This is a genomic window from Bacteroidota bacterium (genome assembly GCA_018266755.1).
Classification (GTDB): Bacteria; Bacteroidota; Ignavibacteria; order Palsa-1295; family Palsa-1295; genus JAFDZW01.
In genome coordinates, this window is record JAFDZW010000002.1 from 110228 (window position 1) to 135336 (window position 25109).

General features: G+C 54.7%; 22 protein-coding genes. 6 read left to right on the forward strand and 16 right to left on the reverse strand.

The features are described from left to right. Window positions 1-10 precede the first annotated feature (10 nt). From JSS75_03005 to JSS75_03015, 3 genes are read right to left on the reverse strand one after another with little or no spacing between them, the layout of a single operon-like run. Complete coding sequence (locus JSS75_03005; protein ID MBS1902651.1) at window positions 11-715, reverse strand: hemerythrin domain-containing protein; 705 nt, start codon at window positions 713-715, stop codon at window positions 11-13. Window positions 716-720: 5 nt separating this feature from the next. Then, a complete protein-coding gene (locus tag JSS75_03010; protein ID MBS1902652.1) occupies window positions 721-1977 on the reverse strand; it encodes an aminotransferase class V-fold PLP-dependent enzyme in 1257 nt (418 codons plus the stop codon). An 18-nt stretch (window positions 1978-1995) separates the two neighbouring features. Continuing rightward, the gene (locus JSS75_03015; protein MBS1902653.1) at window positions 1996-2541 is read right to left on the reverse strand and encodes a hypothetical protein; all 546 of its coding nucleotides are present in this window, start codon (window positions 2539-2541) and stop codon (window positions 1996-1998) included. Window positions 2542-2579: 38 nt separating this feature from the next. On the opposite strand from JSS75_03015, the gene rsmI reads away from it, so the two are divergent. Together rsmI and JSS75_03025 are read left to right on the forward strand one after the other, a co-directional pair. Continuing rightward, entirely contained in the window at window positions 2580-3278 is a 699-nt protein-coding gene (gene rsmI, locus JSS75_03020; protein MBS1902654.1) for a 16S rRNA (cytidine(1402)-2'-O)-methyltransferase, read from the forward strand. After that, window positions 3256-4221, forward strand: a complete 966-nt coding sequence (locus JSS75_03025) for a methyltransferase domain-containing protein (GenBank protein ID MBS1902655.1) — start codon at window positions 3256-3258, stop codon at window positions 4219-4221. Before rsmI ends, JSS75_03025 begins: the two co-directional genes overlap by 23 nt. 1 nt (window position 4222) lies before the next feature. Here the strand turns inward: JSS75_03025 and JSS75_03030 are convergent, their stop codons facing one another. The 3 genes from JSS75_03030 to JSS75_03040 are packed head-to-tail and all read right to left on the reverse strand — an operon-like array spanning window position 4223 to window position 6725. After that, the gene (locus tag JSS75_03030) at window positions 4223-5446 is read right to left on the reverse strand and encodes a trypsin-like peptidase domain-containing protein (GenBank protein MBS1902656.1); all 1224 of its coding nucleotides are present in this window, start codon (window positions 5444-5446) and stop codon (window positions 4223-4225) included. A gap of 8 nt (window positions 5447-5454) precedes the next feature. Next, complete coding sequence (locus JSS75_03035; GenBank protein ID MBS1902657.1) at window positions 5455-6114, reverse strand: methyltransferase domain-containing protein; 660 nt, start codon at window positions 6112-6114, stop codon at window positions 5455-5457. Next, window positions 6111-6725: a glycerol-3-phosphate acyltransferase gene (locus tag JSS75_03040; protein ID MBS1902658.1), complete on the reverse strand. Its 615-nt coding sequence runs from the start codon at window positions 6723-6725 to the stop codon at window positions 6111-6113. Before JSS75_03040 ends, JSS75_03035 begins: the two co-directional genes overlap by 4 nt. A gap of 30 nt (window positions 6726-6755) precedes the next feature. Between JSS75_03040 and JSS75_03045 the strand changes: the two genes are divergently transcribed. Further along, window positions 6756-7553, forward strand: a complete 798-nt coding sequence (locus JSS75_03045; GenBank protein ID MBS1902659.1) for an inositol monophosphatase — start codon at window positions 6756-6758, stop codon at window positions 7551-7553. Here JSS75_03045 and JSS75_03050 read toward each other — a convergent pair. The 4 genes from JSS75_03050 to JSS75_03065 all read right to left on the reverse strand — a co-directional run bounded on the left by JSS75_03050 (window position 7543) and on the right by JSS75_03065 (window position 11506). Continuing rightward, the gene (locus JSS75_03050) at window positions 7543-8019 is read right to left on the reverse strand and encodes a Rieske 2Fe-2S domain-containing protein (protein ID MBS1902660.1); all 477 of its coding nucleotides are present in this window, start codon (window positions 8017-8019) and stop codon (window positions 7543-7545) included. The two genes, JSS75_03045 and JSS75_03050, sit on opposite strands and share 11 nt — an antisense overlap. Before the next feature lie 146 nt (window positions 8020-8165). Beyond that, window positions 8166-8645 carry a Rieske 2Fe-2S domain-containing protein gene (locus JSS75_03055; protein ID MBS1902661.1) on the reverse strand — a complete coding sequence of 160 codons (480 nt, stop codon included), beginning with the start codon at window positions 8643-8645 and terminating at the stop codon, window positions 8166-8168. Between the two features lie 124 nt (window positions 8646-8769). Next, the gene (locus tag JSS75_03060; GenBank protein ID MBS1902662.1) at window positions 8770-9378 is read right to left on the reverse strand and encodes a YIP1 family protein; all 609 of its coding nucleotides are present in this window, start codon (window positions 9376-9378) and stop codon (window positions 8770-8772) included. A 367-nt stretch (window positions 9379-9745) separates the two neighbouring features. Then, window positions 9746-11506 (reverse strand): choice-of-anchor D domain-containing protein, encoded by a 1761-nt coding sequence (locus JSS75_03065; protein ID MBS1902663.1) that lies wholly within the window; start codon window positions 11504-11506, stop codon window positions 9746-9748. Window positions 11507-13401: 1895 nt separating this feature from the next. Here JSS75_03065 and JSS75_03070 point away from each other — a divergent pair. Both JSS75_03070 and JSS75_03075 read left to right on the forward strand, forming a co-directional pair. Beyond that, window positions 13402-13617, forward strand: coding sequence for a type II toxin-antitoxin system HicB family antitoxin (locus JSS75_03070; protein ID MBS1902664.1), 216 nt, complete (start codon window positions 13402-13404; stop codon window positions 13615-13617). After that, window positions 13614-13847 (forward strand): type II toxin-antitoxin system HicA family toxin, encoded by a 234-nt coding sequence (locus JSS75_03075; GenBank protein ID MBS1902665.1) that lies wholly within the window; start codon window positions 13614-13616, stop codon window positions 13845-13847. Before JSS75_03070 ends, JSS75_03075 begins: the two co-directional genes overlap by 4 nt. A 14-nt stretch (window positions 13848-13861) precedes the next feature. Here JSS75_03075 and JSS75_03080 read toward each other — a convergent pair whose 3' ends face one another. Both JSS75_03080 and JSS75_03085 read right to left on the reverse strand, forming a co-directional pair. Continuing rightward, window positions 13862-16333, reverse strand: coding sequence for a hypothetical protein (locus JSS75_03080; GenBank protein MBS1902666.1), 2472 nt, complete (start codon window positions 16331-16333; stop codon window positions 13862-13864). Window positions 16334-17382: 1049 nt separating this feature from the next. Further along, a complete protein-coding gene (locus JSS75_03085) occupies window positions 17383-18117 on the reverse strand; it encodes a 2-phosphosulfolactate phosphatase (GenBank protein MBS1902667.1) in 735 nt (244 codons plus the stop codon). Between the two features lie 180 nt (window positions 18118-18297). On the opposite strand from JSS75_03085, the gene JSS75_03090 reads away from it, so the two are divergent. Then, window positions 18298-19284, forward strand: a complete 987-nt coding sequence (locus tag JSS75_03090; protein MBS1902668.1) for a PD40 domain-containing protein — start codon at window positions 18298-18300, stop codon at window positions 19282-19284. A gap of 61 nt (window positions 19285-19345) precedes the next feature. On the opposite strand, the gene JSS75_03095 is transcribed toward JSS75_03090, so the two are convergent. The 4 genes from JSS75_03095 to JSS75_03110 all read right to left on the reverse strand — a co-directional run bounded on the left by JSS75_03095 (window position 19346) and on the right by JSS75_03110 (window position 25097). After that, a complete protein-coding gene (locus tag JSS75_03095; GenBank protein MBS1902669.1) occupies window positions 19346-19777 on the reverse strand; it encodes an OsmC family peroxiredoxin in 432 nt (143 codons plus the stop codon). Between the two features lie 234 nt (window positions 19778-20011). Beyond that, a complete protein-coding gene (locus JSS75_03100; protein ID MBS1902670.1) occupies window positions 20012-20905 on the reverse strand; it encodes a hypothetical protein in 894 nt (297 codons plus the stop codon). Between the two features lie 141 nt (window positions 20906-21046). After that, the gene (locus JSS75_03105; GenBank protein ID MBS1902671.1) at window positions 21047-21562 is read right to left on the reverse strand and encodes an ester cyclase; all 516 of its coding nucleotides are present in this window, start codon (window positions 21560-21562) and stop codon (window positions 21047-21049) included. 10 nt (window positions 21563-21572) lie between these two features. Next, window positions 21573-25097 carry a GMC family oxidoreductase gene (locus JSS75_03110; GenBank protein ID MBS1902672.1) on the reverse strand — a complete coding sequence of 1175 codons (3525 nt, stop codon included), beginning with the start codon at window positions 25095-25097 and terminating at the stop codon, window positions 21573-21575. Window positions 25098-25109: the final 12 nt, after the last annotated feature.

The window sequence follows — 25109 nt, forward strand, 5'->3', positions numbered from 1 at the left end:
ACACCGTTACTTACATCATACGATTTTCTTCTTCGTCGCCGTCGTCACCATCGTCCTCTTCGTCGATCGAAGATTCGAGTTGATCCTCGGAGATCGCTTCGGTATCCGCGGTTTCGGAAACCTCTTCATACGGATTGTTTAGAAAGCCGAGGACGGGCATCACACTCTTCTCGCTGTGTTGTTCGCGAACCAGGAGCATAATGGCAATGCGCTCGACCGGACTCAGCAGATTATCGTTCGCCGTCGTATAGATGATCGTGTTTTCCCGAGCGATGTGTTCGCGATAGAGCGCGATCAGTTCTTCGGCAGTTTCGAGATATTTCGCTTCGTCCTCCGGCGTAAGACTCTTCTGCGCGAGGTAGGCCTTCCACAGCGAGAGCAATGCCTTCGAGCGCTGCTGCATCGCTTCGTGTTCGTCGTGGATGAAGCGGCTGGGCGACCCCTTCGACTGAAAACCGAGATGCGGCACCTTCTCTAAGACGATCGGAAAGAGTGCGCGCTCCTCATCACGTTCGTGGATGGGCGCAGCGTGCACAAAGAACTGGAGTAATTCTTCCCACGACGGATTCGATGCAAACGACTTCGCAACGCCGTTTTCTCGGGCAGAGGCCAGAAGTTTTTCGAACCGGTCCACCACCGAACCGACAACGCCGTGACAATCGCGAAAATATCGAATGGGGTCGTCGTACTGCTGAGGATCGGGTAAGCGGATCATATATTTCAGACAGATTGCAACGCCTTTACAAGCGCGACCATGAATGTATCGATGTCCTTCTTCGAATTATAGATGTGCGTGCTGAAACGGTTCGCTTCCAGTCCGCCTTCGGGGACGATACGGGTACGGATCTTATGGCTCTCTTCCATCAAGTGTGCAAGATCGGTATACCGCTTGCTGTTGGCAAGCTTGATCGTCGTCACCCCACACATCGAAGTGGGTGGTGTGAGCAACGTAAACTTCGATCCGCCGAGCGAATGCAAGCCGTCACGCAAATACTTCGTCAATTCGAGAACGCGTGCCTCGATGCGAGCGTAGCCGATCGCTTCCTGCCACTTGATAGCCTCGGTGAGTCCGTAATACAGCGAAGAGCTTTGTGTCGCAAAATCGTAGCGGCCTGCTTCGTCCGCAAATTCCAGATTGCCCTGGTAGTCCCAATGTTTATCGGACTCGGCGCCGCACCAACTCGGCATCACATAATCGCGGAATGCCTTCGTAATATAGAGAAAGCCTGTACCTTTCGGGCCGAGAATCCACTTATGTCCGCAGCTCGCGTATGCATCGCAACCGATATCCTTGACATCGACACGCAGCATACCGGGCGCATGTGCACCGTCAACGAACATCCAAGCGCCTTTGCTGTGCGCCAGCTCGGATAATTGTTTCACGGGCAGAACGTGGCCGGTCGTACACGTAATATGCGGCACGGCGATCACTCGGGTACGCGGTGTCATCGCAGCCTCGAAGCGTTCGAGAATTACACGATCATCCGGGTGCAATTCGACGAATTTCACGACAATACCATGCCGCTTGGCACGCGCAAGCCACGGCACCGCACCGCCGCCATGCTCCTGATTGGTGAGCAATACTTCGTCACCCGGCTGCAAGCGAACGCCCGATGCGACGATCGAGATGCCTTCGGTGACATTGTGTGTCAGCGCAATATCCGATGCATCCGCGCCCATGACGCGAGCGATCGCATCGTAGAGAGCCTGATGGTCATAGCCATAGTCGGCCGTAGAATCGACATAGGCGATACGGTCCTGCACGGCTTTGGTAACCGCCAGCGGACTCGGGCCTAACGTCCCGTTGTTGAGATAGATGATCTTCTTCGTGATCGGGAACTGCTCGCGAATCTTCTCCCAATAGGCATCTTCATTCGCAATGAACTGCAACTCGTTCGCGAAGAGATCGACGGGCGTCGTAGCAGCGGCAACGGCCGGCGTTGCGGCAGAGATTTTTAGGAATGTTCTACGATCCATAGTGTGTGTCTCGGTGGATTAACGAAGTCGTATCGCACTCGATCGCAATACGACGACGGGGTGATCGTACATCGGATGATGGATGAAGTAAAACACATCGTTTTCGCGGAAAAGATTCGCTTCGGCGCCGCGTTCCAGTACACCCACCACAAACGACATCGTCGTGTCCTTATAGACATGGGTAAGCTGTGTCGCAGCAATCCGTCCGATGACCGGAGAAGACAGACGATAATACTTAGTCGCTTCCTGCTCCGGCCGAGGCTGCAGGAACAGCGCCGTATCGAAACCGGCGCCACAGACGCGAAATTGTGTGGCGATCGATTGTTGCGCCGCTTCGAGCTTGAATGTAGCCACCCCTTCGCTATTCTCGTCGAGCGGAATCGGCGGCAACACTTCGCTACAGGAAAGACAGGATGCGCTCGGCGAACTCAAGAGGGTCGAACCACCCGGCGGCGTAATCTCGAAACGAACCCGGTCACCATCCCAGCGCGCATCGACGTGACGCGTCGGGGCGCAGGATGGCAGAAGAGCGCAGAAGAGAAGAAAAATGAATCCTTTATGCAAGGTACTGCTGTTTTGTCGAACAGTTCGTAAACGAGAGAATGCTCTATTTAGTCGCCACCCCAATCGGAAATCTTGAGGACATTTCGCTCCGGGCGATCCGCATCCTGCAGGAGGCGGATATCGTTGCCTGTGAGGATACCCGACATGCGCGTATCCTCTTCGAGCGGCATGGGATCAAACCGCGACGCTTAGTCAGCTATCACTCGCATAACGAGAAGCAGCGCGCCGCCGAACTCACAGACGATCTGCGCGGCGGAACGACGATCGCGGTCGTCACCGATGCCGGCACACCCGGCATTTCGGATCCGGCCTGGGCCATCGTACGTGAAGCGATTCTGGCGGGGGTCGAGGTGGTGCCAATCCCAGGTGCCTGCGCTGCCATTGCCGGTCTTTCGGCAAGCGGGCTCGACACGAACCGATTCGTCTTCGAGGGCTTCCTGCCCTTGAAGAAGGGCCGCAAACGGCGGATCGCTGCCGTGGCCGCCGAAGAACGCACGAGCGTGATCTACGAATCGCCGTTTCGTATCAAACGATTGTTTACCGAGCTCATCGACGCATGCGGCCCCGAACGTGGCGCAGCCCTTTGCCGTGAGCTGACAAAACTACATGAGCAGATCTATCGCGGGACGCTCCGCGAAATCCTCAATTCCGTCGAGAAACAATTTCCGAACGACGTAAAAGGCGAATGCGTCGTTGTCATTTCGGGGGCAACCGATGTCCCCGAAGACGAAGAATAGTCGCCCGTTCGAGTTCACGCATCCCGCAAACCAGATGCACTTTGCACCCAGCGATTTTGAATCCGTCCACTGCGATTTCTGCGGTGCGGACGATTATACCAAGCGCTATGAGAAGCGCGGGTTCTGGATGGTACAGTGCAACCACTGCGGATTGGTCTATACAAATCCGCGACTGACACAAGAGAAGATTTCTGCACTCTACGACGCCGACTATTTTCAGGGGCATGGATTTGACGAAAGCGTAAACTATGTCAAAGAGGTCAACGAACATTCCGGCAAAGAACGCTTTACCCTCGACGATTGGGATTGCGACTGCATCGCCAGCCTCATTGCATCGCACGGCCCCTCAGCGAACGGTGCGAAGCTTCTTGAGATCGGTTGCGGCACCGGCGTATGGCTCGATAAGGCAAGAAAGCACGGGTTCGACTGTCACGGTCTCGAGCTTTCGGAATATGCGGCTGGGTTTGTGAGGAACATGGGAATTCCCGTCGAAACCAAATCGATCGAAGATGCAAATTTCGCCGAGGGCAGTTTCGATGTGATCGTAATGCGCGAAGTCATCGAACACTTGCCGCATCCACTTCAATCGCTGCAAACCGTACACAAGTGGCTCCGTTCGGGTGGCGTATTGTTCATGGCAACGGGTAACTATGATTGCCCCGAGCGAAAGTTAAAAGGCTCCGACTGGTTCTATTTCATGCCCGAAGGACATCTCACGGTGTTCTCGAACAAGACAATGACCGCCTATCTGAAGAAAGTCGGTTTCGCGTCTGTGAACGTAACGAACCAAGGCGATAAACTGATGGAGATGTTGCGAAGCAACGGGATTATCGGGCCCGGAAGTGCAAAGCCTCGAAATCCGTTCAAGCGGGTGATCTTCGGCCTGGTTCGTGGTGTCAACCACTTTATTTCAAGCGGGATGCGAATCTACGCGGTGAAGTAAATCACTTCGCGGGTGGCGGGGGCACTTTCAGCCGAATCACTCCTCCGCTATCGCCTCGCGTAACGTTAATGGCAAGGATATCGCCGACGGCGTGGTCTGCGATCGTACTGTAAAAGTCGTCATCCGACGTTACTTTTTCTCCACTCACCGACGTGATCACATCTCCGGCTTCGATACCGGCCCGTTCGGCGATCGAGCCTCGGGCAACGCTTACAACAAGCACGCCGGATTCGGAGGTAAGCCCGAACTGCTGTTTTAGATCGTCGTCGAGTGTCTGTACCGTCACGCCGATCGAGCTGTTGCGAGCAATCTTCTTGCCGGAGCGAAAGTCATCGACAATTTTCTTGATCTTGTTCACGGGAATTGCAAAGCCCAGACCGATCGACCCAGCGCCTTGACCGTTCTGTGCCGTCGAGAAGATCGTCGCATTCATTCCAACCACTTCGCCATTGATGTTCAATAGCGGCCCACCGCTGTTGCCGCTGGAGATCGCAGCGTCCGTCTGGAGCATATCGCGAAAGTTTTTCCCGCCTTCGAGGCCAAGATTTACCCCGGTGTTCGAGATCACGCCCACCGTAACGGTCGGCTTGTTATTCTTCTCAAAGAGACCGAATGGGTTGCCCATGGCGATCGCCCACTCGCCGACCTCGACATCGTCCGAATTTCCAAGTTGCAAATACGGAAGATCTGTCGCGTCGATCTTGAGGAGTGCCACGTCGTTGACCGGATCGGTACTGACGAGTTTGGCGTCGTATTGCTTCCCCGATGTTGTGGTAATAATAATTTTCGATGCGCGACCGGCAACATGATCGTTCGTGAGGATATATCCGTCGGGTGAGATGAAAAATCCCGAGCCGAGCTCTTTCAACTGATATCGTTGCGTTTGGGGCCCACGTCGTTGGTTACCGAAGAACTGACGGAAGAACGGGTCGCTCTGGAACATTTGATCCATCATTCCCTGAAACGGATCGTACACCTGCTGCTCGAAGACCTCGGTAACATTAATGCCGACCACAGCGGCGCTGGCCTTCGCTACAGCGCGAGTGATCGCCGTATGCCGCGATACGGTGACGCCATCGTTGAGCGAATCGCGGACAACCTTCGTCGTGGATGCATTGGTATAGAGTGGCTTATCACCCGTCGACTTCGTACAGGACGTAGTCGGCGCGGCAAGCGCCAGTACAGCAGCCAAATGGAGCAGTTGGAGCATACGATGTTGGTTCATGTGAGTGATCAACCGGCGTCTGCCGGGGTCGCTGCAAAAACAAGCTGGATCGCAAGCAGACCCGACAACGCACGAATGAGCCAATGCGGAAGCCGGTATCCGGCCACGTCGGATGCTACGATCGTGTACCCCGCTTCGTGCAGTAATGCGCGTGCCGTTTGCTTCGTGAAGAACCGAAGGTGTGTTCGGTCGAGGATGCCGGATTCGGTATACGTGAACGATCCCCCGAGCAAACCGAACCGCACGCGCCAATGGGCGACGTTCGGGATACTTACCACGATACGTCCGCCGCGTGCCAGAAGTTTCTTTGCCTCGCGCAGAATTGGAAGCGGGTCGCGAGTATGTTCAAGCACATCGCCAAAGAGGATCACGTCGAAGCCGGGGCCAGCAACGTCCCGCAATTGCTCCGTCCAACCACTCCGTTCGACGTCAACCGCTCGTGTGTCGGTTAATCTCTGGTGCGCTACGTTCAGCGCATCTACGTCAGTATCGATCCCTACCACTCTGGTCGCATTGCGTTCGATCAGTGCTGCACCCAAAATGCCCGTATGACAACCCACATCGAGCACCGAACTCCCGGCCGGGATCATCGACAGTTCGATATGATGGACGTTGGACGGATTATCCAGGTCCGGAATAAAATCATATTTCAGTGTCTGTGTGCTCATCGGCTCCTGAGAAATTCATTCACCGGTTGGATGTGGCGCGATGCGATCGTCCCTATCATCACGAGCAAGGCATAGTGCAACAACACCAACGTCGACGGAGCAAACTGCACTGAAGAAAACGCACCCGTAAGCCCGTCTTCAAAAAAAATTAGTTCGAGTACGAGTATCCCGAACGTCGCGAGCAGCGCCTGAAAATGAATATTCTTGCGGACGAATGTACCGAGCACATAGAACAGCAGCCACGCCACTACAAGCACCGGCGATACGCACAGACCGATGGCAGCGGCCGTCGCAAGGCCGCGCCCACCATGGAATCGAAGATAGATCGGATAGCAATGCCCGAAAACGGTCGCTGCGGCGGCGTAGGGAATGAGATCCACGCGCCGAAGCAGCACAAGTGCGACGACTGGTAACGCCCCTTTGAGCATGTCAAGCAAGAGCACCGCGAGGCCGATCCCTTTGTTTGAAGTTACTTCCCAGGCATTCCGCGCCCCGATGTTTCGCGATCCTTCGACTCGAAGATCGCGGCCGTCGAAGGCTCGGGCCACAAGAAACGCATTCGGGATCGCCCCGAGGAGATACGCTGCAACGATTGTGAGTGCAATATCCATACTCCCAATAGCAACAATATTTTAGAACAAATGTCAATCTATCAGGAATTTCTGAACCACGCCATCGGTCTCGCCCGACAAGCCGGAGCGTTTGCACTCGGAGCGCAACGCGGCGCATTAACGATCGAATCGAAAACCAACGAGTTCGATCTCGTGACGCATGTCGATCAACACAACGAAGAATTTATTAAGAACGCCGTGGCCGACCGTTTTCCTACCCATGGCTTTCTTGGCGAAGAAAGCGGCGGGACGATCGATGCGACGGAGGTACGCTGGATTGTGGACCCGATCGACGGAACACTCAACTATGCCCACGGGCTGCCGATCTGGTGTATCTCGATCGGCATCGAAGTCGCTGGAGTTATTGAGGCAGGCGTCATCTATGACCCTTCGCGTGAAGAATTATTCTCTGTCATTCGCGGCGAAGGAGCACATCGCAACGGCGAACGTATGGCCGTATCGGCCATGACCGACCCGGCCCGTTCGATGTATGTCACCGGCTTCCCGTATGACATCTCGCTCGATCCGTATGGGGATATTCCGCGCTTCGAGCGTTTCCTGCGTCGCGGCTTGATTGTCAGACGACTTGGCAGCGCTGCGCTCGATCTGGCGTATGTCTCCTGCGGACGCTTCGATGCCTTCTTCGAAGGTGGCCTATCGGCATGGGATACCGCTGCCGGTGCGCTCATGGTGCGCGAAGCCGGCGGCACAACCACGCATTTTGACGGGTCTGCCTACTCGGTATATAAGAAATCGATTATCGCCTCGAACACCGTGCAACACGGATTTCTCGAGGAGGTCGTCCGAGGCGAATTCTTTAGAATGTGATCGTGACGGCTTTGGCCGTTGCGTCGTAGGTTGTTGTGAATTTTGTCAGACCTGTCGGTGCCGGGCCGCCGGTCACATTGCCGTTCAGATCGAATGTAGAATTATGACAACGGCAGACGATCCGCGTGCCGCTCATATCGACGTCTGGGTATCCGCAACCGGCGTGTGAACAAACTAAGAGTAATGTCTCGTACACTGTCGCACTCCGCCTAATGATCAGGAGTCCGCGTCCCGAAGTCGGGGCCGTGCTGTGAACGGCCATGTTGTCACTTGTAAGCGACGACACATCGACTCGTATGGTCTTTCCGGCATCGGCGCCAGAGCTCAGATCGGCCGATGCTGGGTTCGAGCAGCTTTCAAGAACAACCGGCGAAACAAACCCGACGACAGTAATGCCGATAATGGTATTGATCGCCGTGGTGAGAAATTGCCTGCGACTATTCGGTTGAATCAGTTCTTCGTTCATATTCATCGTTCATCGATCCTAAAAACAATACTATGACTTCTTCGGGGACAAGAAGGGTGGATGCTCACCCTAATGACCCGCCTCCTGCCAGTCTGTTTCGGGACCGAAGGATGAATCTTTGTTCACAAAGAATTGCCCTACTACCACTAATAGTGGATCGTAACACGGTTCGTCGTCGAGTCAAAGTCGGTGGCGTACGTATCAAGATTCGACGTCGCTGGGCCGTGGGTGACATGCCCGTCTCGGTCGTACTGCGACCCATGGCAATTACAGGCAATATTGGTCCCATTATAATCGATGTTCGGATAGGTACACCCCTGATGCTTGCAAACCAGAATGATCGTTTCATAGAGTGTGGCCGATCGACGGATCACCAACCACGGCGAGCCGGTCGGTGACTCCTTCGCCGTGATGTGAATTGCCGTATTATCGGCCGTCAGCGCCGAGACGTCTTCCGTGACGGTCTTCCCCTGAAGGGTAACCGTGGATACCGGGTTCGAGCTGTAACAACCTTCCAACACCGGCGATAGCGAGCCGATGATGGTCACCCCTGCCAGCGCAGAGCCAAATTGCTTGAGAAACGAGCGACGCGACGCGTCATCGAGTAGTTCGAGATCTTCTTTCATGGCAATCAAAATGTTTGTTATAACACGCGTCTGCCTCTGTAGGACACATCATGGAGTCTAAATATGACACAGGGGCAGAAAATTCTTCTGCCCCTGTTCAAAATCAATCCATTATGAGGGATCCCTACATTCCCATCATTCTCGTCCCCGAGAGAACACTCAAACCGAACATTCCCATGAATACAGACGCCAGCAATCCGCCGATGATCATCCAGAGGACGATCAACGCAACCACAGAGACGACCATATACACTACGACCTTATCCTGCGGGGTCTTCATCGTATGAGACAGCCCCAAATAGATGAGATAAATGCCGTAGAGGCCAAAGAGAGAACCGACCCATCCGATAAACGGTAATATCGCCAACACTCCGCCGACAAACGACGCCGTACTGCCATAGACAATCGTCTGCATTGCTCGTCCCATATCCTTCTGGGATCCGAAACTCGGCGCGAGGGCATTGACGACCATTGCCGTGAGCCACATCGAGATCAACTGCGTGACGACTGCCATGAGTGCAAAGTACATCCCCCAGCTTACGGCCAACGGACCATAATGACCGGCCCCCCAAATGAATGCATGGCCGACGAATGCACAGATCGCATCGATGATGATCCATGGGACGGCGTAGCCCATAAATACTTTCATCGGATCCGCTTCTTCGCTTGCGACGACAGCCCACTCCGTCTTCGGCGACAAGAGCATATTCTTTGTACGATCGATCAATGCCATATCGTGTCCTCCGTTAAATTGTTGAACAATCCGTCTGGTGGTATAGCAAAGATATGTAAATCACACTGAAAAAGCAAATTACCAATCTATAAATCTTACACACAGGCACAACGACCCGACCGGCACCGACACCTCGGGCCGCAGCTAAGGCAATCGCAAGGGTAGGTGGTACGACCTGATCACAACTGATCTGAACAAAGGGAGCCAATGGCTCCCTTTTTTTGGTATCCCTCCAAATTCACACGCCCCGTAGAGACGCGCACATGCGCGTCTCCTGCGTCGGACTTACCCTTGTTTCGGGAAGATTCACACCGCCGAAACATCAGACGCGCATGTGCGCGTCTCTACAGTGTGGTGATAGTATTACCTACCGCTCAATCACCACGCTCGCACCTACAACGCTGCCGCCCGACCTCACGCGGACATAGTACACCCCGTTCGCCAACGATTCGGTCGGGAGTTCGATCTCGTTCGCACCTGCACGCAGAATCTGCGCGCTCGTCTTCACGACTGCGCCGAGGGCATTGACGAGCTCGATCTCCGCCGCGTCGCTCGTCACAGCCTGCACCGAGAGCGTCACCGCACCCGATGACGGATTCGGACGGATGCTCGTGATCCGCACTACTCCCGTTCGCATGTACTGTTGCAACTCACGATTGCCACAGCGATAGAGATACTCGAACGCCGTGTCGCGAGTACTCGCGCTTGCCACGCAGGCTTCGAACTTCGGATCGGCGTTGTTCAAGTGGAAGTTCGTCGCCGTGAGATTCGAGGCAGAGTCTGTCGTCAGATAGACTTGATACTCGAACTGTGCAACACTGCCGTCGCTTGCGATCTGGATGTTCGGGTTGCCCGTGATCGTGAAATGGTTACCAACGACCTTCACGGTGTTCGGCCCCGAGGTGTTCGTCAGTTCAAGCAGGTCGGTGTTGAGAGTGAGGTCATAGTCGATCGTCTGCACGCCAGCAAGCTGCGCCTGATCGCTGACAAGTGCAAAGCGGACCAAGTCGCCCGACGTGCCACTCGGAGCACCCGTGCTTATCATGTGGAAGCTGTATCGCTTCGGTAGGGAGTAGCTTCGAGCGAGGTACACGGGTGCGATCGTGTTATCGGCATCGGTGATGAACGACAGCGTATCGTAGTTCGTCAGTACGCCGCCGGTCGTGTCGAGGAAGGTCTGTACCGGCACTTGAACACTCTGTCCCGGCAGGATCACCAGCGTGTCGGTCGCCGACACGGAGAATCCGTTGCCGTTTAGCTTGTACCCGGTCACATGCAGTGTATCGCAGCCGGAATTCTGCAAGGTCACCACCGAGTCCGGAGAAGCGCAGAGCGTCGTGGTTCCGAAATCCAGCGAATGATCCGCTGAGGAAAGAATGCGCGTCCCATCGGTAACGGTCGTGCTGATCGCGACGGAGTCGGTGTGGGTGCCTTTCACGTCCGTACTCGTGAGGACGAGATACCCCGTTCGCTTGCCTTTGCGCGCAGGGTTGAGATAGACGTGGTAGAATGTCGTATCTCCGGGATGGAGCAGTGCTAAGCGCTGAGTGCTCAGTGCTGAGGTGAAATCAATATCACCGAAGTAGCGAGAGCTGTCGAACGTCATGTCAGCGCAGCCGACGTTCGTCATCCAGCCGCTGGCAGAATCATGCGCACAGATGCTCAGCGACTTGAACGAGAAGACTTGCGGTGAGTAGGCAAAGACGCCGCCTTCTTTGACGCCATTGCCTTCGAGCGTCAGCGTGAGCGTTTGCTTGAGCGTCTGTTGCGAGTCAACGAACGACGGCGTGCAGTTGAAGTACCCTGTGCCGGACGGTGTGAAGCGGAAGGTGACAGTCACCGAGCTATCGGGCGGCAAGACGATCGGCAGCTTCAGCGAGCCGACAAGCGAGAACTCGGGGCGCAGTCCGTTCGGACCGGAGATGATCCGCAGCGTATCGCAACCTTTGTTCGTGAGTGTAACGGTCGTGTCTTGCGTCTGACCGCACGTGGAGAGGGTGTCGAACGTGAGCCTATTGTATTTGGCAGTAAGTTCAGGAGCTACTGGTATAACAGTACTACTTAAGATTAATGTCGTGTCAAACGGTGTCTCCTCACCTTCACTCCCGTATGTTCCTTTAAGATGCAAATCCAATTGAAACTTGCCCAAGCGGTGATGTGGAATCAAGTGCAGAGAGTACGAGTGACTTATTTCCGGCGTAATCGTGTCGGGAAGTGTTGGGGGGTACCAGTAGAACAGGTCACCATCAGCCGAAGACAGCCAAACACTATCAAGATGTACTTCTCCGCACTTCTTTGCGGCCAAAACAAAACCGCCTTTTGCTGAATCGCACCCCCCGATCTCAGGAAATGATAAAACAGAAAATTGTGGTCCAGTCTTCTTCATATAAGGCACCCCTCCCGAATTCAATGTTCTCCATACGTTTCCGAAGGTGTCAACAGCGACAATGATGTCGGAGCTAATCGCGCAGATTAACTTAGAATCACATGCAGTTGGGGGCCCACCTATTGATGTCCATGTTGCACCTGCATCTGTTGACCTAAGTACTCCATCATTGGTAATTGTCCCGGCGAATAATGCATCACGCGTCACGCTTAGACTTCCGGATGAATATGGTAGTCCTCTTGTAAGAGTAGCTTGGGTGGAAAGACCCGCATCCCTCGACACGTACAAATGAGAAAACTGCCGTGACGGAGATCCAACTTGTTCGTTCGCTAAGTACAGGGTTTCCGAGTCGCAGACATCAGTTTGGATATCATAAGTATCATAGTCGGCATAATTAGATACTTTTACCCAAGAATCACCCTGGTCGGGTGACACAAATAGACCCGAGCTATCGGTAACTGACCCAGTAAAAAGGACAGCAAAAAGCGGTCTATTCTTGTGAAAAGGTGTTACGCTGATTGTAGATGTAAATTGGCCACCGTAAGCTATGTGCCATGTGAGTCCGCCGTCATTGCTTATTATAATTCCACCCGACCCGACGCTTGCCGCCGTGAAGGCCAGCATTCGATTTACACTACCCAAGAACTCAATTCTCCCGCCAGCGACACTAATTGGAAGTTCGCGCCAAGTCGTACCGCCGTCAGTAGTGGCAAATGACTTATCCCCATGGAATGAAACTACTCCGTTGTTTCGGTCAAGGAAATCAATTCCACAGATAGCAGATCCCGGTAAATTTGTGGGGAAGCTATATTTGTTCCAACTTTTGCCAGTATCATCCGAGCGAAAAAGCGATGTACTACCGGCCCAAAGAATACCGTCTGAAAAAACCATATACCCGCCTGAGAAGGGTACTTTGCTTGACGGTTTGAAACCCATATCGAGCAGTGCTGGGGCTGTGATCTTCCATTGCGCATGAGCAGAGCCCACAAACAGACATAACAACCCTAAGATAAACTTTGGAGAAAGTTTCATAATCCTCAATATGTCACCAGCTCTGTCCATGTTGGACAGAGCTGGTGAAAAGCAATTAGCGCACAACGATTAGCTGATGGTGTGCAATAACTGTTCCATGTGGGGACATGGCAATGCAACTACAGCTACGGCTGTAGATTCTGCTTTGAGGGTTTTCCTGTTTGCGTACGATGCCCTCAAATTTTTTTATAATGAATGTGACGAATGCACTGCAAAAGCGCACACTTTGTGTCCTCGTCATCCTTGTTCGTGTGATTGCCCTAAAATCGCAGGGCAGATCGATCATGTCATGGCAAGCGTTGTCTTACGTCGTTAGTATTCCGACCACTAACTGACAACGTTGACCGTTTTTTTTATAGGTAAAGTACAAATATAGTGCGACGGGAGACGAGATACAATACCTCTGATGTTTTTTAACAAAAAATAGGTATCTTGACCCAAATTCGACACTTGGTATTACAAGGCACGCACAATAGTGCCTATGGTTGAGGCCTACACCAGCCCCTGCAAATACACATACAACTGGGTGTCGGTCTCGGGCGAGGTCTTTGCTGGCTTTCGTGCCGTCGGAACTTGTTTTGAACGCCACAGAGTTGAGATAAGAGATGATTCTAACGACATACATCGAGCAGGATCCGGAGACGAAGCTCTACATCGGCATCGTTCCGGGCATCCCCGGTGTCCACTCTCAGGGCGAGACCCTCGACGAACTGAAGCGGAACATGCAGGAAGTCCTTGAGCTCTGCTATGCGGAACAGCCGGAGTTGTTCAAAGACGCACCGGTCTTCGTCGGAATTCAACAGCTTGAACTTGCGGCATGAGCCGTCTGCCGATGCTCGACTACAAAACGGTCGAGCGCCTACTCATTCACCTCGGATTCGTCCAGACCCGCCAACGCGGCAGTCACGTTTTCTTCCGGCACCCTGATGGTCGGACTACGACCGTGCCAAATCACAAGGGCCGAGATATTTCACGTCCCCTCTTACGGGAAATTCTGCGCGAGATCGAACTCGACATTGACGGTTTGGAGAATGCGTTGAAGCAACTCTGAGCAGTCGCTTGCCCCTACACCAGCCCCTGCAAATACACATCGAGCTGAGCATCCGTCTCCACGAGAACTTCTCTGGCTTTTGCGCCATCAGCGGGACCGACGATGCCGGTGCGTTCTAATTCGTCGACAATGCGTGCTGCGCGGGAGTAGCCGATCTTCAAACGGCGCTGCAGCATGGAGGTGCTAGCCTGTCCGTGTTGCACGACGCAGCGCGCTGCATCTTCGAACATCGGGTCGAGGTCACCGTCATCCGAACCGCCGCCGGAGCCGCCGCGTTGCTTGACTGACGGCAATCGCCACGGGTGCGAGTACGAATAACCCGGACCACGCTGGTTCGCGATGGCTTCGACAATTCCTTCTACTTCTTCGGTGGAGATGTACGGCGCTTGCAAGCGGATCGGCTTCGGTGTGCCGCTCGGCAAGTAGAGCATGTCGCCGTTACCGAGCAATTGTTCTGCGCCCATCGAATCGAGGATCGTGCGCGAATCGACTTTCGTCGCAACCTGATAGGCGATACGCGCCGGGAAATTTGCTTTGATCACGCCCGTGATGACATCCACCGACGGGCGCTGCGTGGCAAGTATGAGATGAATGCCGACGGCGCGGGCCATCTGCGCCAATCGGCAGATCGGCTCTTCGATGTCGCGGCCGGCGGTGATCATGAGGTCTGCAAGTTCGTCGATCACAACGACGATGTACGGCAGATGATAATGCTGCTCGTCCTGCGTGCTCTTGAGCTTGCCTTGTGCAACTTTGAGATTGTAATCCGCAAGCGAGCGTACAGCGGCTTTCGCAAGTTTATCGTAGCGACGCTCCATCTCGATCACACAGGCTTGCAATGCAAGCACGGCATACGCCGGCGTCGTGACGATCTCCTCGCCCACTTCCGGCGAGACGATCAGGAAGTGATCTTTGAGTGCGCGATAGAGCGAGAGCTCGATCTTCTTCGGATCGACGATGACGAACTTCACATCGCGCGGACTCTTCGCATAGAGAAGCGACGTCAGAATGCCGTTCACACCGACTGACTTACCCGCGCCGGTCGCACCGGCGATGAGCAAGTGCGGCATCTTCGAAAGATCGTCAATATAGACGTCACCCGAGATCGTCTTGCCGAGCGCGAGCGGCAGGTTCATCTTCGAGTTGATGAATGCGGGGCTTTCGAGCACCGAGCGCATGTGCACCATCTTCGGATGGTCATTCGGGATCTCGATACCGATCGTGCCACGTCCGGGCATCGGCGCGATGATGCGAATGCCGCGCGCCTTCATCGCGAGCGCGATGTCGTCGGTGAGGTTGCCGACCGTCGAAACCTTCACGCCTTCTGCGGGAGTAAACTCGTAGAGCGTTACGACAGGACCCGGCGTCACGACGATATTCTCAATCTCGACACCGAACTGTGCGAGCTTATCGCGAAGGATCGTGCCCTTCATCTCGAGCTCTGCTGCATCGGCATCCAACTCATCGCCCGGACGCGATGGCGTCAGGATCTCGATGGAGGGATGACGATACTTTGCCAGACTTTCGTTGTACGGATTCTCGGGGATGATATCCGACGGCACCGAGCCGAAGAGCGTGGTCGCAACTTTCTTCTCCGCAGGGATCACCGGCGCAGCCGCCGCAATCGCTGGGATGTCGGGAATCACTTCGTCGATCGATTTCGAGTGCGGCAACACTTCGTTCGACAATGCTTTTTCATCGCCGATCTCGATTGCCGGCACAACTGCTTCGGGTGCAGGAAGCTGCGACTCAGCCGTTGGTTCTTGTTCCTCGATAGGCTGCACGTGCGGCACCGAAGCGATCGGTGGTGTCGGCTTGGGCGCAGGTGCAAGCGGCTCATCGGCAATATCGCTCGGCAGGATGCGAACTGCTTTGTGTGCAGGGATGCTCGCGCCGCCATTCGACAGGCGCGACATCGCGGCTGCTTTGTCGCCGAGGAGACCGTCGTCCGAGCGGGTGATGCGCGTCGGGTTCGGTCGTGGTGCGGGTACGCCGTTCTTCGGTGCGGGGCGTACTTTCAGGAATGGGGTCTCGTCCGCTTTCGCCGTGGCAGGGGCGTTCTGTCGGATCGTAATGATATCCCGGGCAGGGTTCTCGTGTTGTTCGTCTTCTTCGTGTACCGGCGGTTCGAACTTCGGCTCCGGCGCAATAATGACATTCTTCGGCAACTCTTGCTTTGGTGCCGCACGCTTGATCGTCACTTCCGGCTCGGCTGATTTCTTCGCTTGCGGTGCAGCATGGACGACCGGTGCTTTCGGTTCGGGTGTTGGCGGGACGGGCTCATGAGCTTCGATACTCACATCTTCACCGAGCGGTTCATCGAGATCAATCCCATTCTCTTCGGCATGTTTGCGCGCACGACGCGCTTCGCGCTTGTCCCAAAACTCGATCAGCTTGAGTCGCGTCTTCGCCGTCACGCCCGTGTACCCTTCCTGCAAGCGGCGGAATGTGAGCTCGATATCGAGATCGATCGCAAAGACAAGCATCACGACAAAACTTGTCGCGTAAATGATCAGCGCACCGATCGAACCGATAAGCCGGGTAAACGTTTGCCCGAGGAATTGCCCCACGGCGCCAGACCATTCACGATCGAGATGCGGTAATACCTGAATCAGCTGTGTCGTCCCGATCGTTGCGGAGAACAAGATCGCGCAGATCAGCATGAAGCTCGTTGCAAGCGTCAGGCGTCGGCGCTGCTTGGCGCTGAAGCGGAAGAGCGCAAGCGACCACCATCCCATAAAGAACGGGAAGATGATCGAGGCGTAGCCGATTGTTTTATTGATAAAGAAATTCGCGATCATCGCGCCGACAAGCCCGACCCAGTTATGGACGGTGTCGGCGTTCGCGTTGACGACCGGATCGCTGCGTAAAAAGATCGCGGGAAGATCGCCGATACGCGTTTCAGCCTGCGGCGCATCTTGTGCACTGTAGCTGACGATCGCTAAGAGGATGAAGACCGCCATAACGACAAGGATTACGCCGAGCGACTGGCGCTTCTTGACATTCGTATCCGGCTTCTTCGGTGGTGTCTTGAGCTTCAGTTCGATCTGCTCACCGTCGGTTGCGGCGGTAGCAGCGGCTTTGCTGGAGCGGCGACGGGTTTTAGTCGGTGTGGGTGCTGGCTCCGGATCCGGTTCTTCTGCGGCAACTTCCTCGAGTTCTTCACTCAGTCGCTTCGGCATCGGCCGAGCTCCGCGAGCGCGGCGTGTCCGTGTCGAAGGTTCTACCGAGGGTGGGATATCTAATGGCCGGCGACGAGCAAAGGCAGGTTCTGGATCGTCGAGAGCCGGGTCGTCTATCTCTTGCGGGTAGAGGAATTCGTCTTCTTCCTGGGGGTACAGGGGCGGTGCAGAATATCCGCGTGCGGCACCATTCGAACCGCGGTTCGAACCGTTACCATACGGCGTGTATTGTCGAGCGGATCTGGCTTCCTGTCCCGTCACAAAAAAATCTAATTCCCCACAATATAGAACTTTTCCCCACAAATATAATCACAAATTGCGGGTATTGGTTCTATCGTTGTGAAAAAAGAGGATTAGATCTTCTTTTTAATGACAGTCTGTTCCATGACCGGGACGATCGGGACGCTATCAACTTGGCTGGAGGTGACGATATCGTCGGCAAATCCGATGGAGGTGAGGTACTTCCCGTGGTCGCTCTGCTGCAGGGTGCCGAGAATATCGCGGCCGTATTCTTTTGCAATCGACAGTACCGTGCGTGCGCTGTCGGTGAGTTCGATCTCACGTTGCTTGGAAAGATGATCCACGAGCATACCGGCGCAAGTGGCATCTTCGAGCGAGAAATCGTCTTCGCGGCCGCTGCAGACGATCGTCAGGCCGGTCTCTTCAATATCTGGCAGCGCGAGCAGCGCATTAACCGACGCACTGAGGTTCACAAAACCTGCGACGTAGCAATGACGAGCATACTTCGAGCGGGTGAGCGCGACAGCGCCGTTCGTCGTCGTGAGGATCAACGACTTTCCTTCGACCGCCTCCTTCGTGTACTCCGCGGGCGAGTTACCGAGCTTGAACCCTTCGATGCGCTTCCCCCCTCGTTCGCCACAGAGGATGGTGGACGTACTGAAGAGATTCCCGACGATCTTCATTGCCTGATCGACCGACGCGACCGGAATGATCTCGCGCGCACCGGCAGCCATCGCATACGTGATGGTCGTCGATGCGCGAAGCACGTCGATGACGACGACGGTCTTATCGCGAAGCAATAATTCGTCGATATGCGATGGGCTGAAATATACTCTGACTCGTATCATTCTGGAGCTAATGCGCGTCGGGTCTTATTTTGAAGAGCGCAATACAACGACAATTCCCAGTGGCTGGTTCAGGGGGTAATCCGTATGCATCACATATGCAGTGCAGACGAACCTCGGGCGTGGAACAATTCCTGACGCTTCGTTGATGTTTCGAATGATATTTCCATCGTTCATTGTCCTATGCCCCATTGGTATCATCGTAGCATTGCGTATGCCGTCATCGCACAGATCGTTCTTCTGCTTTCTCTTTCACGTGAACTACGTGCCCAAGTGAGTACGGATACTCCCGATACATCGAAGGCCTATAATCTCGGGCGCGCGGTCAATTCTTCCCGTGATGAATCCTTCCCGTATATCGCAACAGGGAATACGATTTTATACTTTACCTCGCGACGATTGACGAACAGTGATCTCCAGACCGACCGATGCTATTTTTCGACGCGCAATACCGATAGCACGGGCGGAGAATGGAGCGCACCGAAGCTGTTGGAGGCATTCCATTCTGCGCTCTCCGCGAGCGGATCGATCTGTTTCGACGCAAGCGGTCGTGTGTACTTCGCCTCGGCCGAGCGTAACCCCGAACGAAATTATGTTTCGATCTACGAAGGACGATTCGACAGCGCCGGAGAATTACAGATCCGTGACTTGGGCGCACCGGTGAACGGTCATTCATGGAATTCCCAAATGAGCGTCACGAGTGACGGGAATACGATGTATTTCGCATCGGATCGTACTTCCCCCGATGGCGCAAGAAGTGGGATGCGTATTCCGCACATCTGGGTCACACACAGAACCTCCGAATCAACGTGGTCAACGCCAACGATGCTCGGCGAGCATGTCAACCGAACCAATTATACTGCTACCCCGTGGATCTCACCAAACGGGAAAGTACTTTTGTTCGCATCCCAGGGAAATACCGTTCTTCGAACCCTCAGGATATATTACTGCAAGAAGGTCGGCCCGGGAGACGACGACTGGTCCGAGCGAATTGCCCTTCCTGCCCCGATCAATGCAGAGAATAATTCGCTCTGTCCAATGGTCGCGGCAGACGGGCATACGATCTATTTCGCATCCGACCGGAGCGGAGGATACGGCGGTTTGGATTTATACAAAACCCAACTACCGAAGCGGGTGCTCGACGACATCGGCACGGCATTCGCCCGATGATGTGAAAACGAAAAAGCCCGGCATTAGCCGGGCTTTTTGTTTGCGCAAAAAGAAACAAGACTCAGACGAGTTTGCCTTCGGCCGTGATCTCGGCGTTGAGTACGCGCGACACCGGGCAGCCAGCCTTCGCGGTTGCGACGGCTTCCTGGAACTTCGCGGCATCCGCACCCGGGATCTTCGCCGTCGTCGTGAGGTGGATCTTGGTAATCGTCCAGTCGCCCGATGCTTTGTCAATCGTCAGCGCGGCAGACGTATTGAGTTCTTCGGCCGTCATGCTCATCGAATCGAGCACGAAGGCGAGCTTCATCGTGAAGCAGGCTGCGTGTGCGGCGGCGATCAACTCTTCCGGGTTGGTGCCATTCTCATCGCCAAAACGGAACGCAGTGTTATATGCTGCGTCGAGCGTCTTGGTCTGGGTCGAAACATGTCCCTTGCCATCCTTGCCAGCGCCATTCCACTTTGCGTTGCCGGTACGTGTAAATGCTGTTGCCATGATATTTCTGTAGTTTGGGTGAATAAACTCTGTTCGAAGACTAGTATGAACAGTATTCGCGGAAGAACGGATTCCGAGAGCGAACCGGACCATGGAGTGATATTGTGAGGAGAAATTTCGCCCGAACAACGCAATCAGAAATCTCGAAACGTGTGCCACGCTTCGAATGCGTACATTGCTTCGTAGTCAGCTGCGCGAACTCCTCGCAATGACATGTACACCAGTGAGCCCGACTTAGGTCGTCGCCTTATACTGCACCGGCGGCTTCCAACTCTGCGCACCTCGGATTCCTTGTTCGTCGAGGATTTTTTGCAGGATCGGTTCGACCTTTTGCCGCTGTGCTTCGTCCTGGATCCGATGAGTGAGTTCGTCATAGGCCGAGCGTTCCGGGATGTTATGGATCGCGTAGGTCACGACCTCGGATACTTTCTGCACCTTCCGCTTTTGAATGTAGAGCCATGTCGCAACCGCCATCACGACAACGATGCCGGCAACAAGCGACCAGATGATCCAACTGCTCGTACTCTTGACCTCTTTGCTCGTATTGTTGATTCCGTGATTGAGCGTATCGAGCAATGCGTGAATATATGCCTGAGGATAAGTACCGATCAGATGATTGACGAGTGTATCGAGCCGCATCTTGGTCGAATCTCCGATCGCGCGTTCGAGCAAGGCCGCAACATTATCCTGCGTCTTCTTGCCTAACACATCCTGCAGGATAAGCCCCACTTGCAGCCGCGCACTTCGACCGACGGCATTGATAAGCGAGTCGAGCCCGAGCCGGGTCTTTTTGCCCGTCAGAATACTAACGACACCGGAGATCGTCGAGTCGATCTTCGCGCGAGTCTTCGCATCGAGCAACGTGTCCTGTGCGCTTGCGACGAGTGTCGATGCAAGCGAACCGACAAGCGAGTCAAGTTGCTTCGTCGTTTTGGCATTGAGTAGAGAGTCCTTCACGCCGGTAATGAGCCCGCTGCCAACTGCACGAGTGAGCGAATCGATACGGATGAGCTTCAGGTCGTTGAGTGCTTGCGTGACTTCGGGTGTGTGTACGGTTACGCAGCTTCCCACGGCGAATGGAAGCAGTACTGCGAGGAGAACGATGCGAATGCGATGGACGATGCTCATACGGGCGATGGGATATATACTATACGATGCAACTTGTCGTCGATGTCATTGCGAGCGCTGTGTGGAATCCGCAGCGGCAACTCATTTCGGAAGCCACGGTTGTCCCGGTTTCCTCTCTGAGGTCGCAATGACATTGGTGGATCATTTCTTCTTCTTAAACAGACTTGCGATCGCTGCCCGCAACGTATAGATCGGGCTTTGCGGAAACATCAGCAGGAATTGCCCCAGCTTGGTGTTCGTATCGCGGATGACACCGATCGAGGCAAGGATCTCCGTCTTGTCGAAGTAATTCACCTCCTTGATCAGCTTCCCGTTTTCGTCGAACTGATATAAGATGGCTCCTTGATAGGTCAGGGTCTTCCCCGTCGGCGGCAGCCCGGAGAAATCTCCGAGATGTGTGCCGACGAACTTGTATTGCAGGAAGACGTGACGCGACTCCTCGTCTTTGATCATGTGTTCGATCTCGACCTTCATATCCGGCACACCGGCCATCGTATCGTGATAGAACGTGCTGATCGCGTCGCGCGAAGTGAAGGCCTCGTTGTTGGCATATATTTTATAATATGCGCCGTCGGGTCCGATGGTTGCCATCGTCGCTTCGAGGCTATGAATGTTCTCTGCCTCGATATGAGCTTTTGCAAGTGCGATAAGATCCATGTGTGATAATTTATGCGTGATGTGCAAGGATTGACTTGGCCGCAAGCGAGCTCATCGCAAGGATGGTCCACTGCGGATTGACGGTGATCCCCGTCGGAAAGAGCGAGGCATCGGCGACATAGACGTTCGACAATCCGTCGACTTGAAATGCGCCATTAACCACACGCTGCGACTTCAGCGGCGACGAATCACCCGCCATCATATTGCCGCCTTGCGGATGTGCAGTGGCGAAGAAGACATCGGCCATGCGAAGCGGATAATCGTCGAGCGCATCCGAGAAGCGTTCGATGTTCGGCTTCGTGAGGTCGAGGTCGATACCCGGCCGTGTCGGCAGAACGATATTCTTTGCTCCCGAAGCGGCAGCGAGTTCGACGAGGGTCTTGAGCGCATACTTTACCTTCACGACATCCTGATCGCCGAGCGACCAGTCGATCGGGCGACCGGTCAGCAGATCGGCCTTCTCCTGAATGACGCCGCGCGGCTCCGAACCGACAAGCGCACCGTAGTTGACGAGCTTGCGATAGTCGTTCATCGTCCGCTCGCGGCGATCGAATTGAAATGGGAGCGCCAGTGCGAACGACGCCGGCGGATTGAAGTACGTCTCGAACATCGCCGACGCATTCGGCCCGCGAATGCCGAGCGTGATCTGCGTACCGTCCCATGCATCGAGCATCTCGTTGAACGCGATCGTTGCAGGGAATGCGAAGTTGCATGCGACACGCTGACCGACGTTTTTCTTGATATTGCTCTGCATCAGAATGTGGCTCGAACTGATCACACCGCCCGCAAGCACAACTGCTTTGCGAACTTTCACGACTTTTAACGTGCCGGTATTCATACGCAACAGCACGCGATCGACGCGGCCGTTCGTTTGGTAGAGTTGAACTGCCGTCGTGTTCGATACCGTCTTCATTCCTCGTCCTTCTGCCCACGGGATGTACGTATCGAGCATTGAACGCTTGCGCATGTACTTGTTTCCCATGTTCCAGAATCCGTCGCCGAGATCGTTGCGGTAGTTCACCGTCAACTCTTCGAGTACAGGATTACCTTTATCGTCGAGCAGCTTTACATCGTGTGTCGCATTATAATTATCGACGCTCATCTTGAAGCGCTCACGGACTTTTTTGTTGATGCCCTGGTCCTCCGAAAGTAAATGAATATCCAGCTCCTTCGCCGTTTGCGCATACTCTGCGTCGAGGTTGCTGATATCGATCCCATAGGTATTCTGCCATTCAGTGCGCATCTCGGGCGGCATCTGCAGGCAGACCGCATTATTGATCACGGTTGTTCCGCCGACCGCTTCGCCTTGCAGAATCATCATGTCGAACTTCTTCGTCAATTGCAGGCCACCTTCCTTGTAGAGCTTCTGCAGCATCTCCATCTCGTTGTCGTTCATATCCTGCAGCGGCGAGTAGCGATTTCCGCGTTCGACGAGAAGAATCTGCGACGGATCGGTCGCACCCGAACTTGCAAGACGATATGCACACGTTGCCCCGCCGGCGCCAGAACCGAGGACGATGTAATCGACTTCGTCCGGGATGCGCGGTTCGTCGGTTCGCGTCACCACGCGCGGAGCCGTCAGCTTCGTACCGGCGGGTGTATCGGGTTTGAAATTGGCGGGGTCGGTATGATCGACGGGCAGCGGTGCCACACCTGTCGTCGGCGGCAATTCTGTTCGGAGCTCGCCCTGGATCGCGGCGCGCGCTTCGGTCGGGATATAGCCGATCGCCGCACGATTGTTCGGCAGCGAGTAGTACGCATTCGCGACAAGCGAATACGATGCAAGCCCGATCTGTGCCGATAGCTCGGCAAGCTCCGGCACGAATGCTTGTTCGCGCTCGCGCGGTGTGCGCATCAGATATTTCCGCAAGAAGTACCGCTGCTCGTCGGGCGCCATTGCCGAGAACGTCGGATGAAACATGTAGACTGTCGGGAAGATATGCTCGACAATCCAGAACGGAAAATTCAGCAAACCGCGCTTGCGGCCGCGAATGCCGGCGATGTATTTGTCGATCAGTTGCAAGACGCTCGTCTGGTCCTGTGCATCGGCTTTGAAAAACGACTCTGCCAGACTTTCGACATTGCGCGCACTCGACGGATTCATCGCCGTGATCACGTAGTCGATATTATAGGTCATCTTTCGGAAGACGACGATCAGCACTGCACAAAGGCCATCGAGCACGAAGTGCATCACGTAGTACGAAGGCACCGCCACATGCGCACCGCTGCGAGTAAGGATCAGCGGTGTGCCGAAGATGAGCCACGGGATCGTCGTAATGACGGTGAGCGAATATGCGAACAGTAGTGTGCCCATCAGACTATCGCGTAACTGTTCGAACCGCGCCATCATGATTGCAAGCGTCCCCATGGCTGCACACATCGTGAACGTATTGCAGAGCATCGCATCCAGCGAACCGAACACTGCACCGATCCCCGACTCGCCATCGAGGCACAATCGCGCATACAGCGCAATCGCGATGAAGCCGAACATCACGACAGCGAGGGTATAGAAGAAATATTTTGTCAGGGTCAGCGGCACCGAATACACATCGGGCATCTTCACGCGGTAATAATCCCGGCTAGCTTTGTTACGCAGGAGTATCCAGGTAAAGATCGCAACCATCACGCCGTCGACAATCGCCGAAGTCAGCAAAAAGTCATGATATGCAAGTGTCGCAGGCGCGAAGAAGTAGAAACCGAGCGAGCCGGCTGTCGAGACGAGGTGGGCAATAAGCATCACGAGCGTCGAGTACCAGCGAACCTGCTTGTTATATGCCCCGATCCACCCGCACAAGACCATTACCATGATCTTGCTGAACGTGTTGATCAGCAGCGCAGGATTGTCGAATGCCATGACCAACAGCCCCTTCACACTTGCCGGCCAGGGCGAGATACCGAGGAAGCCGACGACGAGCAGCATCACATAGATAAAGTACCCAAGCGCGAGCAAGCGCAATACCCAATACTCGATATCGTGTACCGGCTTGGCGACCGTCTCGTTCGTCCACTCGTCCGGAAAGAGATTTTGTTTCTGCTCCATGGTCGGGTCGGTGCTCTTTTGTCGCCAGATGACGGTTGCTGCGAGGCGGATCACAAAGAGCGTGAACGCCCCGAGGATGAGCCCATCGAACGACCATGCCACGAAAAAGCGCAACGGATAGATCGAGATATTCGAGATGAAATTACCGTCGTTATACATCCACGGTGCGACGCCGCCGGTATCGCGGACATTCGCCTGGAAATACATATCCATCGAGAACCCGATCGTCACGACGACGAGATAGAACACAAGGCTCGACGACTTGCGCAAACTCACCAGTAGCGGCCCCATCACGACTGCCATTGCGACAGAGCCGAGGATGGTGATGTAGTCCTCCCGGAAGTGGATGATCGGGATCGGCCCGCTTTGAATGTAATTGAATACGAGCGCGATCACGAAACTGGTGACAAAGCCAAGCGTTAGCCGCTTTCCACCCGAGATCGAGTCGAGCGGATCGGGGCCCGTGTAGCCACGGAAGTTGAAAATGGAGATCATGTTGTCAAGCGA

What these genes read in the sequence shown, in the direction of transcription:
- JSS75_03005 (MBS1902651.1), bottom strand. Translation starts at nt 715, where the DNA reads ATGATCCGCTTACCCGATCCTCAGCAGTACGACGACCCCATTCGATAT.
- JSS75_03010 (MBS1902652.1), bottom strand. Translation starts at nt 1,977, where the DNA reads ATGGATCGTAGAACATTCCTAAAAATCTCTGCCGCAACGCCGGCCGTT.
- rsmI (MBS1902654.1), top strand. Translation starts at nt 2,580, where the DNA reads ATGCTCTATTTAGTCGCCACCCCAATCGGAAATCTTGAGGACATTTCG.
- JSS75_03025 (MBS1902655.1), top strand. Translation starts at nt 3,256, where the DNA reads ATGTCCCCGAAGACGAAGAATAGTCGCCCGTTCGAGTTCACGCATCCC.
- JSS75_03030 (MBS1902656.1), bottom strand. Translation starts at nt 5,446, where the DNA reads ATGAACCAACATCGTATGCTCCAACTGCTCCATTTGGCTGCTGTACTG.
- JSS75_03035 (MBS1902657.1), bottom strand. Translation starts at nt 6,114, where the DNA reads ATGAGCACACAGACACTGAAATATGATTTTATTCCGGACCTGGATAAT.
- JSS75_03040 (MBS1902658.1), bottom strand. Translation starts at nt 6,725, where the DNA reads ATGGATATTGCACTCACAATCGTTGCAGCGTATCTCCTCGGGGCGATC.
- JSS75_03045 (MBS1902659.1), top strand. Translation starts at nt 6,756, where the DNA reads ATGTCAATCTATCAGGAATTTCTGAACCACGCCATCGGTCTCGCCCGA.
- JSS75_03050 (MBS1902660.1), bottom strand. Translation starts at nt 8,019, where the DNA reads ATGAACGAAGAACTGATTCAACCGAATAGTCGCAGGCAATTTCTCACC.
- JSS75_03055 (MBS1902661.1), bottom strand. Translation starts at nt 8,645, where the DNA reads ATGAAAGAAGATCTCGAACTACTCGATGACGCGTCGCGTCGCTCGTTT.
- JSS75_03060 (MBS1902662.1), bottom strand. Translation starts at nt 9,378, where the DNA reads ATGGCATTGATCGATCGTACAAAGAATATGCTCTTGTCGCCGAAGACG.
- JSS75_03070 (MBS1902664.1), top strand. Translation starts at nt 13,402, where the DNA reads ATGATTCTAACGACATACATCGAGCAGGATCCGGAGACGAAGCTCTAC.
- JSS75_03075 (MBS1902665.1), top strand. Translation starts at nt 13,614, where the DNA reads ATGAGCCGTCTGCCGATGCTCGACTACAAAACGGTCGAGCGCCTACTC.
- JSS75_03080 (MBS1902666.1), bottom strand. Translation starts at nt 16,333, where the DNA reads ATGCTTGTCTTTGCGATCGATCTCGATATCGAGCTCACATTCCGCCGC.
- JSS75_03085 (MBS1902667.1), bottom strand. Translation starts at nt 18,117, where the DNA reads ATGATACGAGTCAGAGTATATTTCAGCCCATCGCATATCGACGAATTA.
- JSS75_03090 (MBS1902668.1), top strand. Translation starts at nt 18,298, where the DNA reads ATGCCCCATTGGTATCATCGTAGCATTGCGTATGCCGTCATCGCACAG.
- JSS75_03095 (MBS1902669.1), bottom strand. Translation starts at nt 19,777, where the DNA reads ATGGCAACAGCATTTACACGTACCGGCAACGCAAAGTGGAATGGCGCT.
- JSS75_03100 (MBS1902670.1), bottom strand. Translation starts at nt 20,905, where the DNA reads ATGAGCATCGTCCATCGCATTCGCATCGTTCTCCTCGCAGTACTGCTT.
- JSS75_03105 (MBS1902671.1), bottom strand. Translation starts at nt 21,562, where the DNA reads ATGGATCTTATCGCACTTGCAAAAGCTCATATCGAGGCAGAGAACATT.
- JSS75_03110 (MBS1902672.1), bottom strand. Translation starts at nt 25,097, where the DNA reads ATGATCTCCATTTTCAACTTCCGTGGCTACACGGGCCCCGATCCGCTC.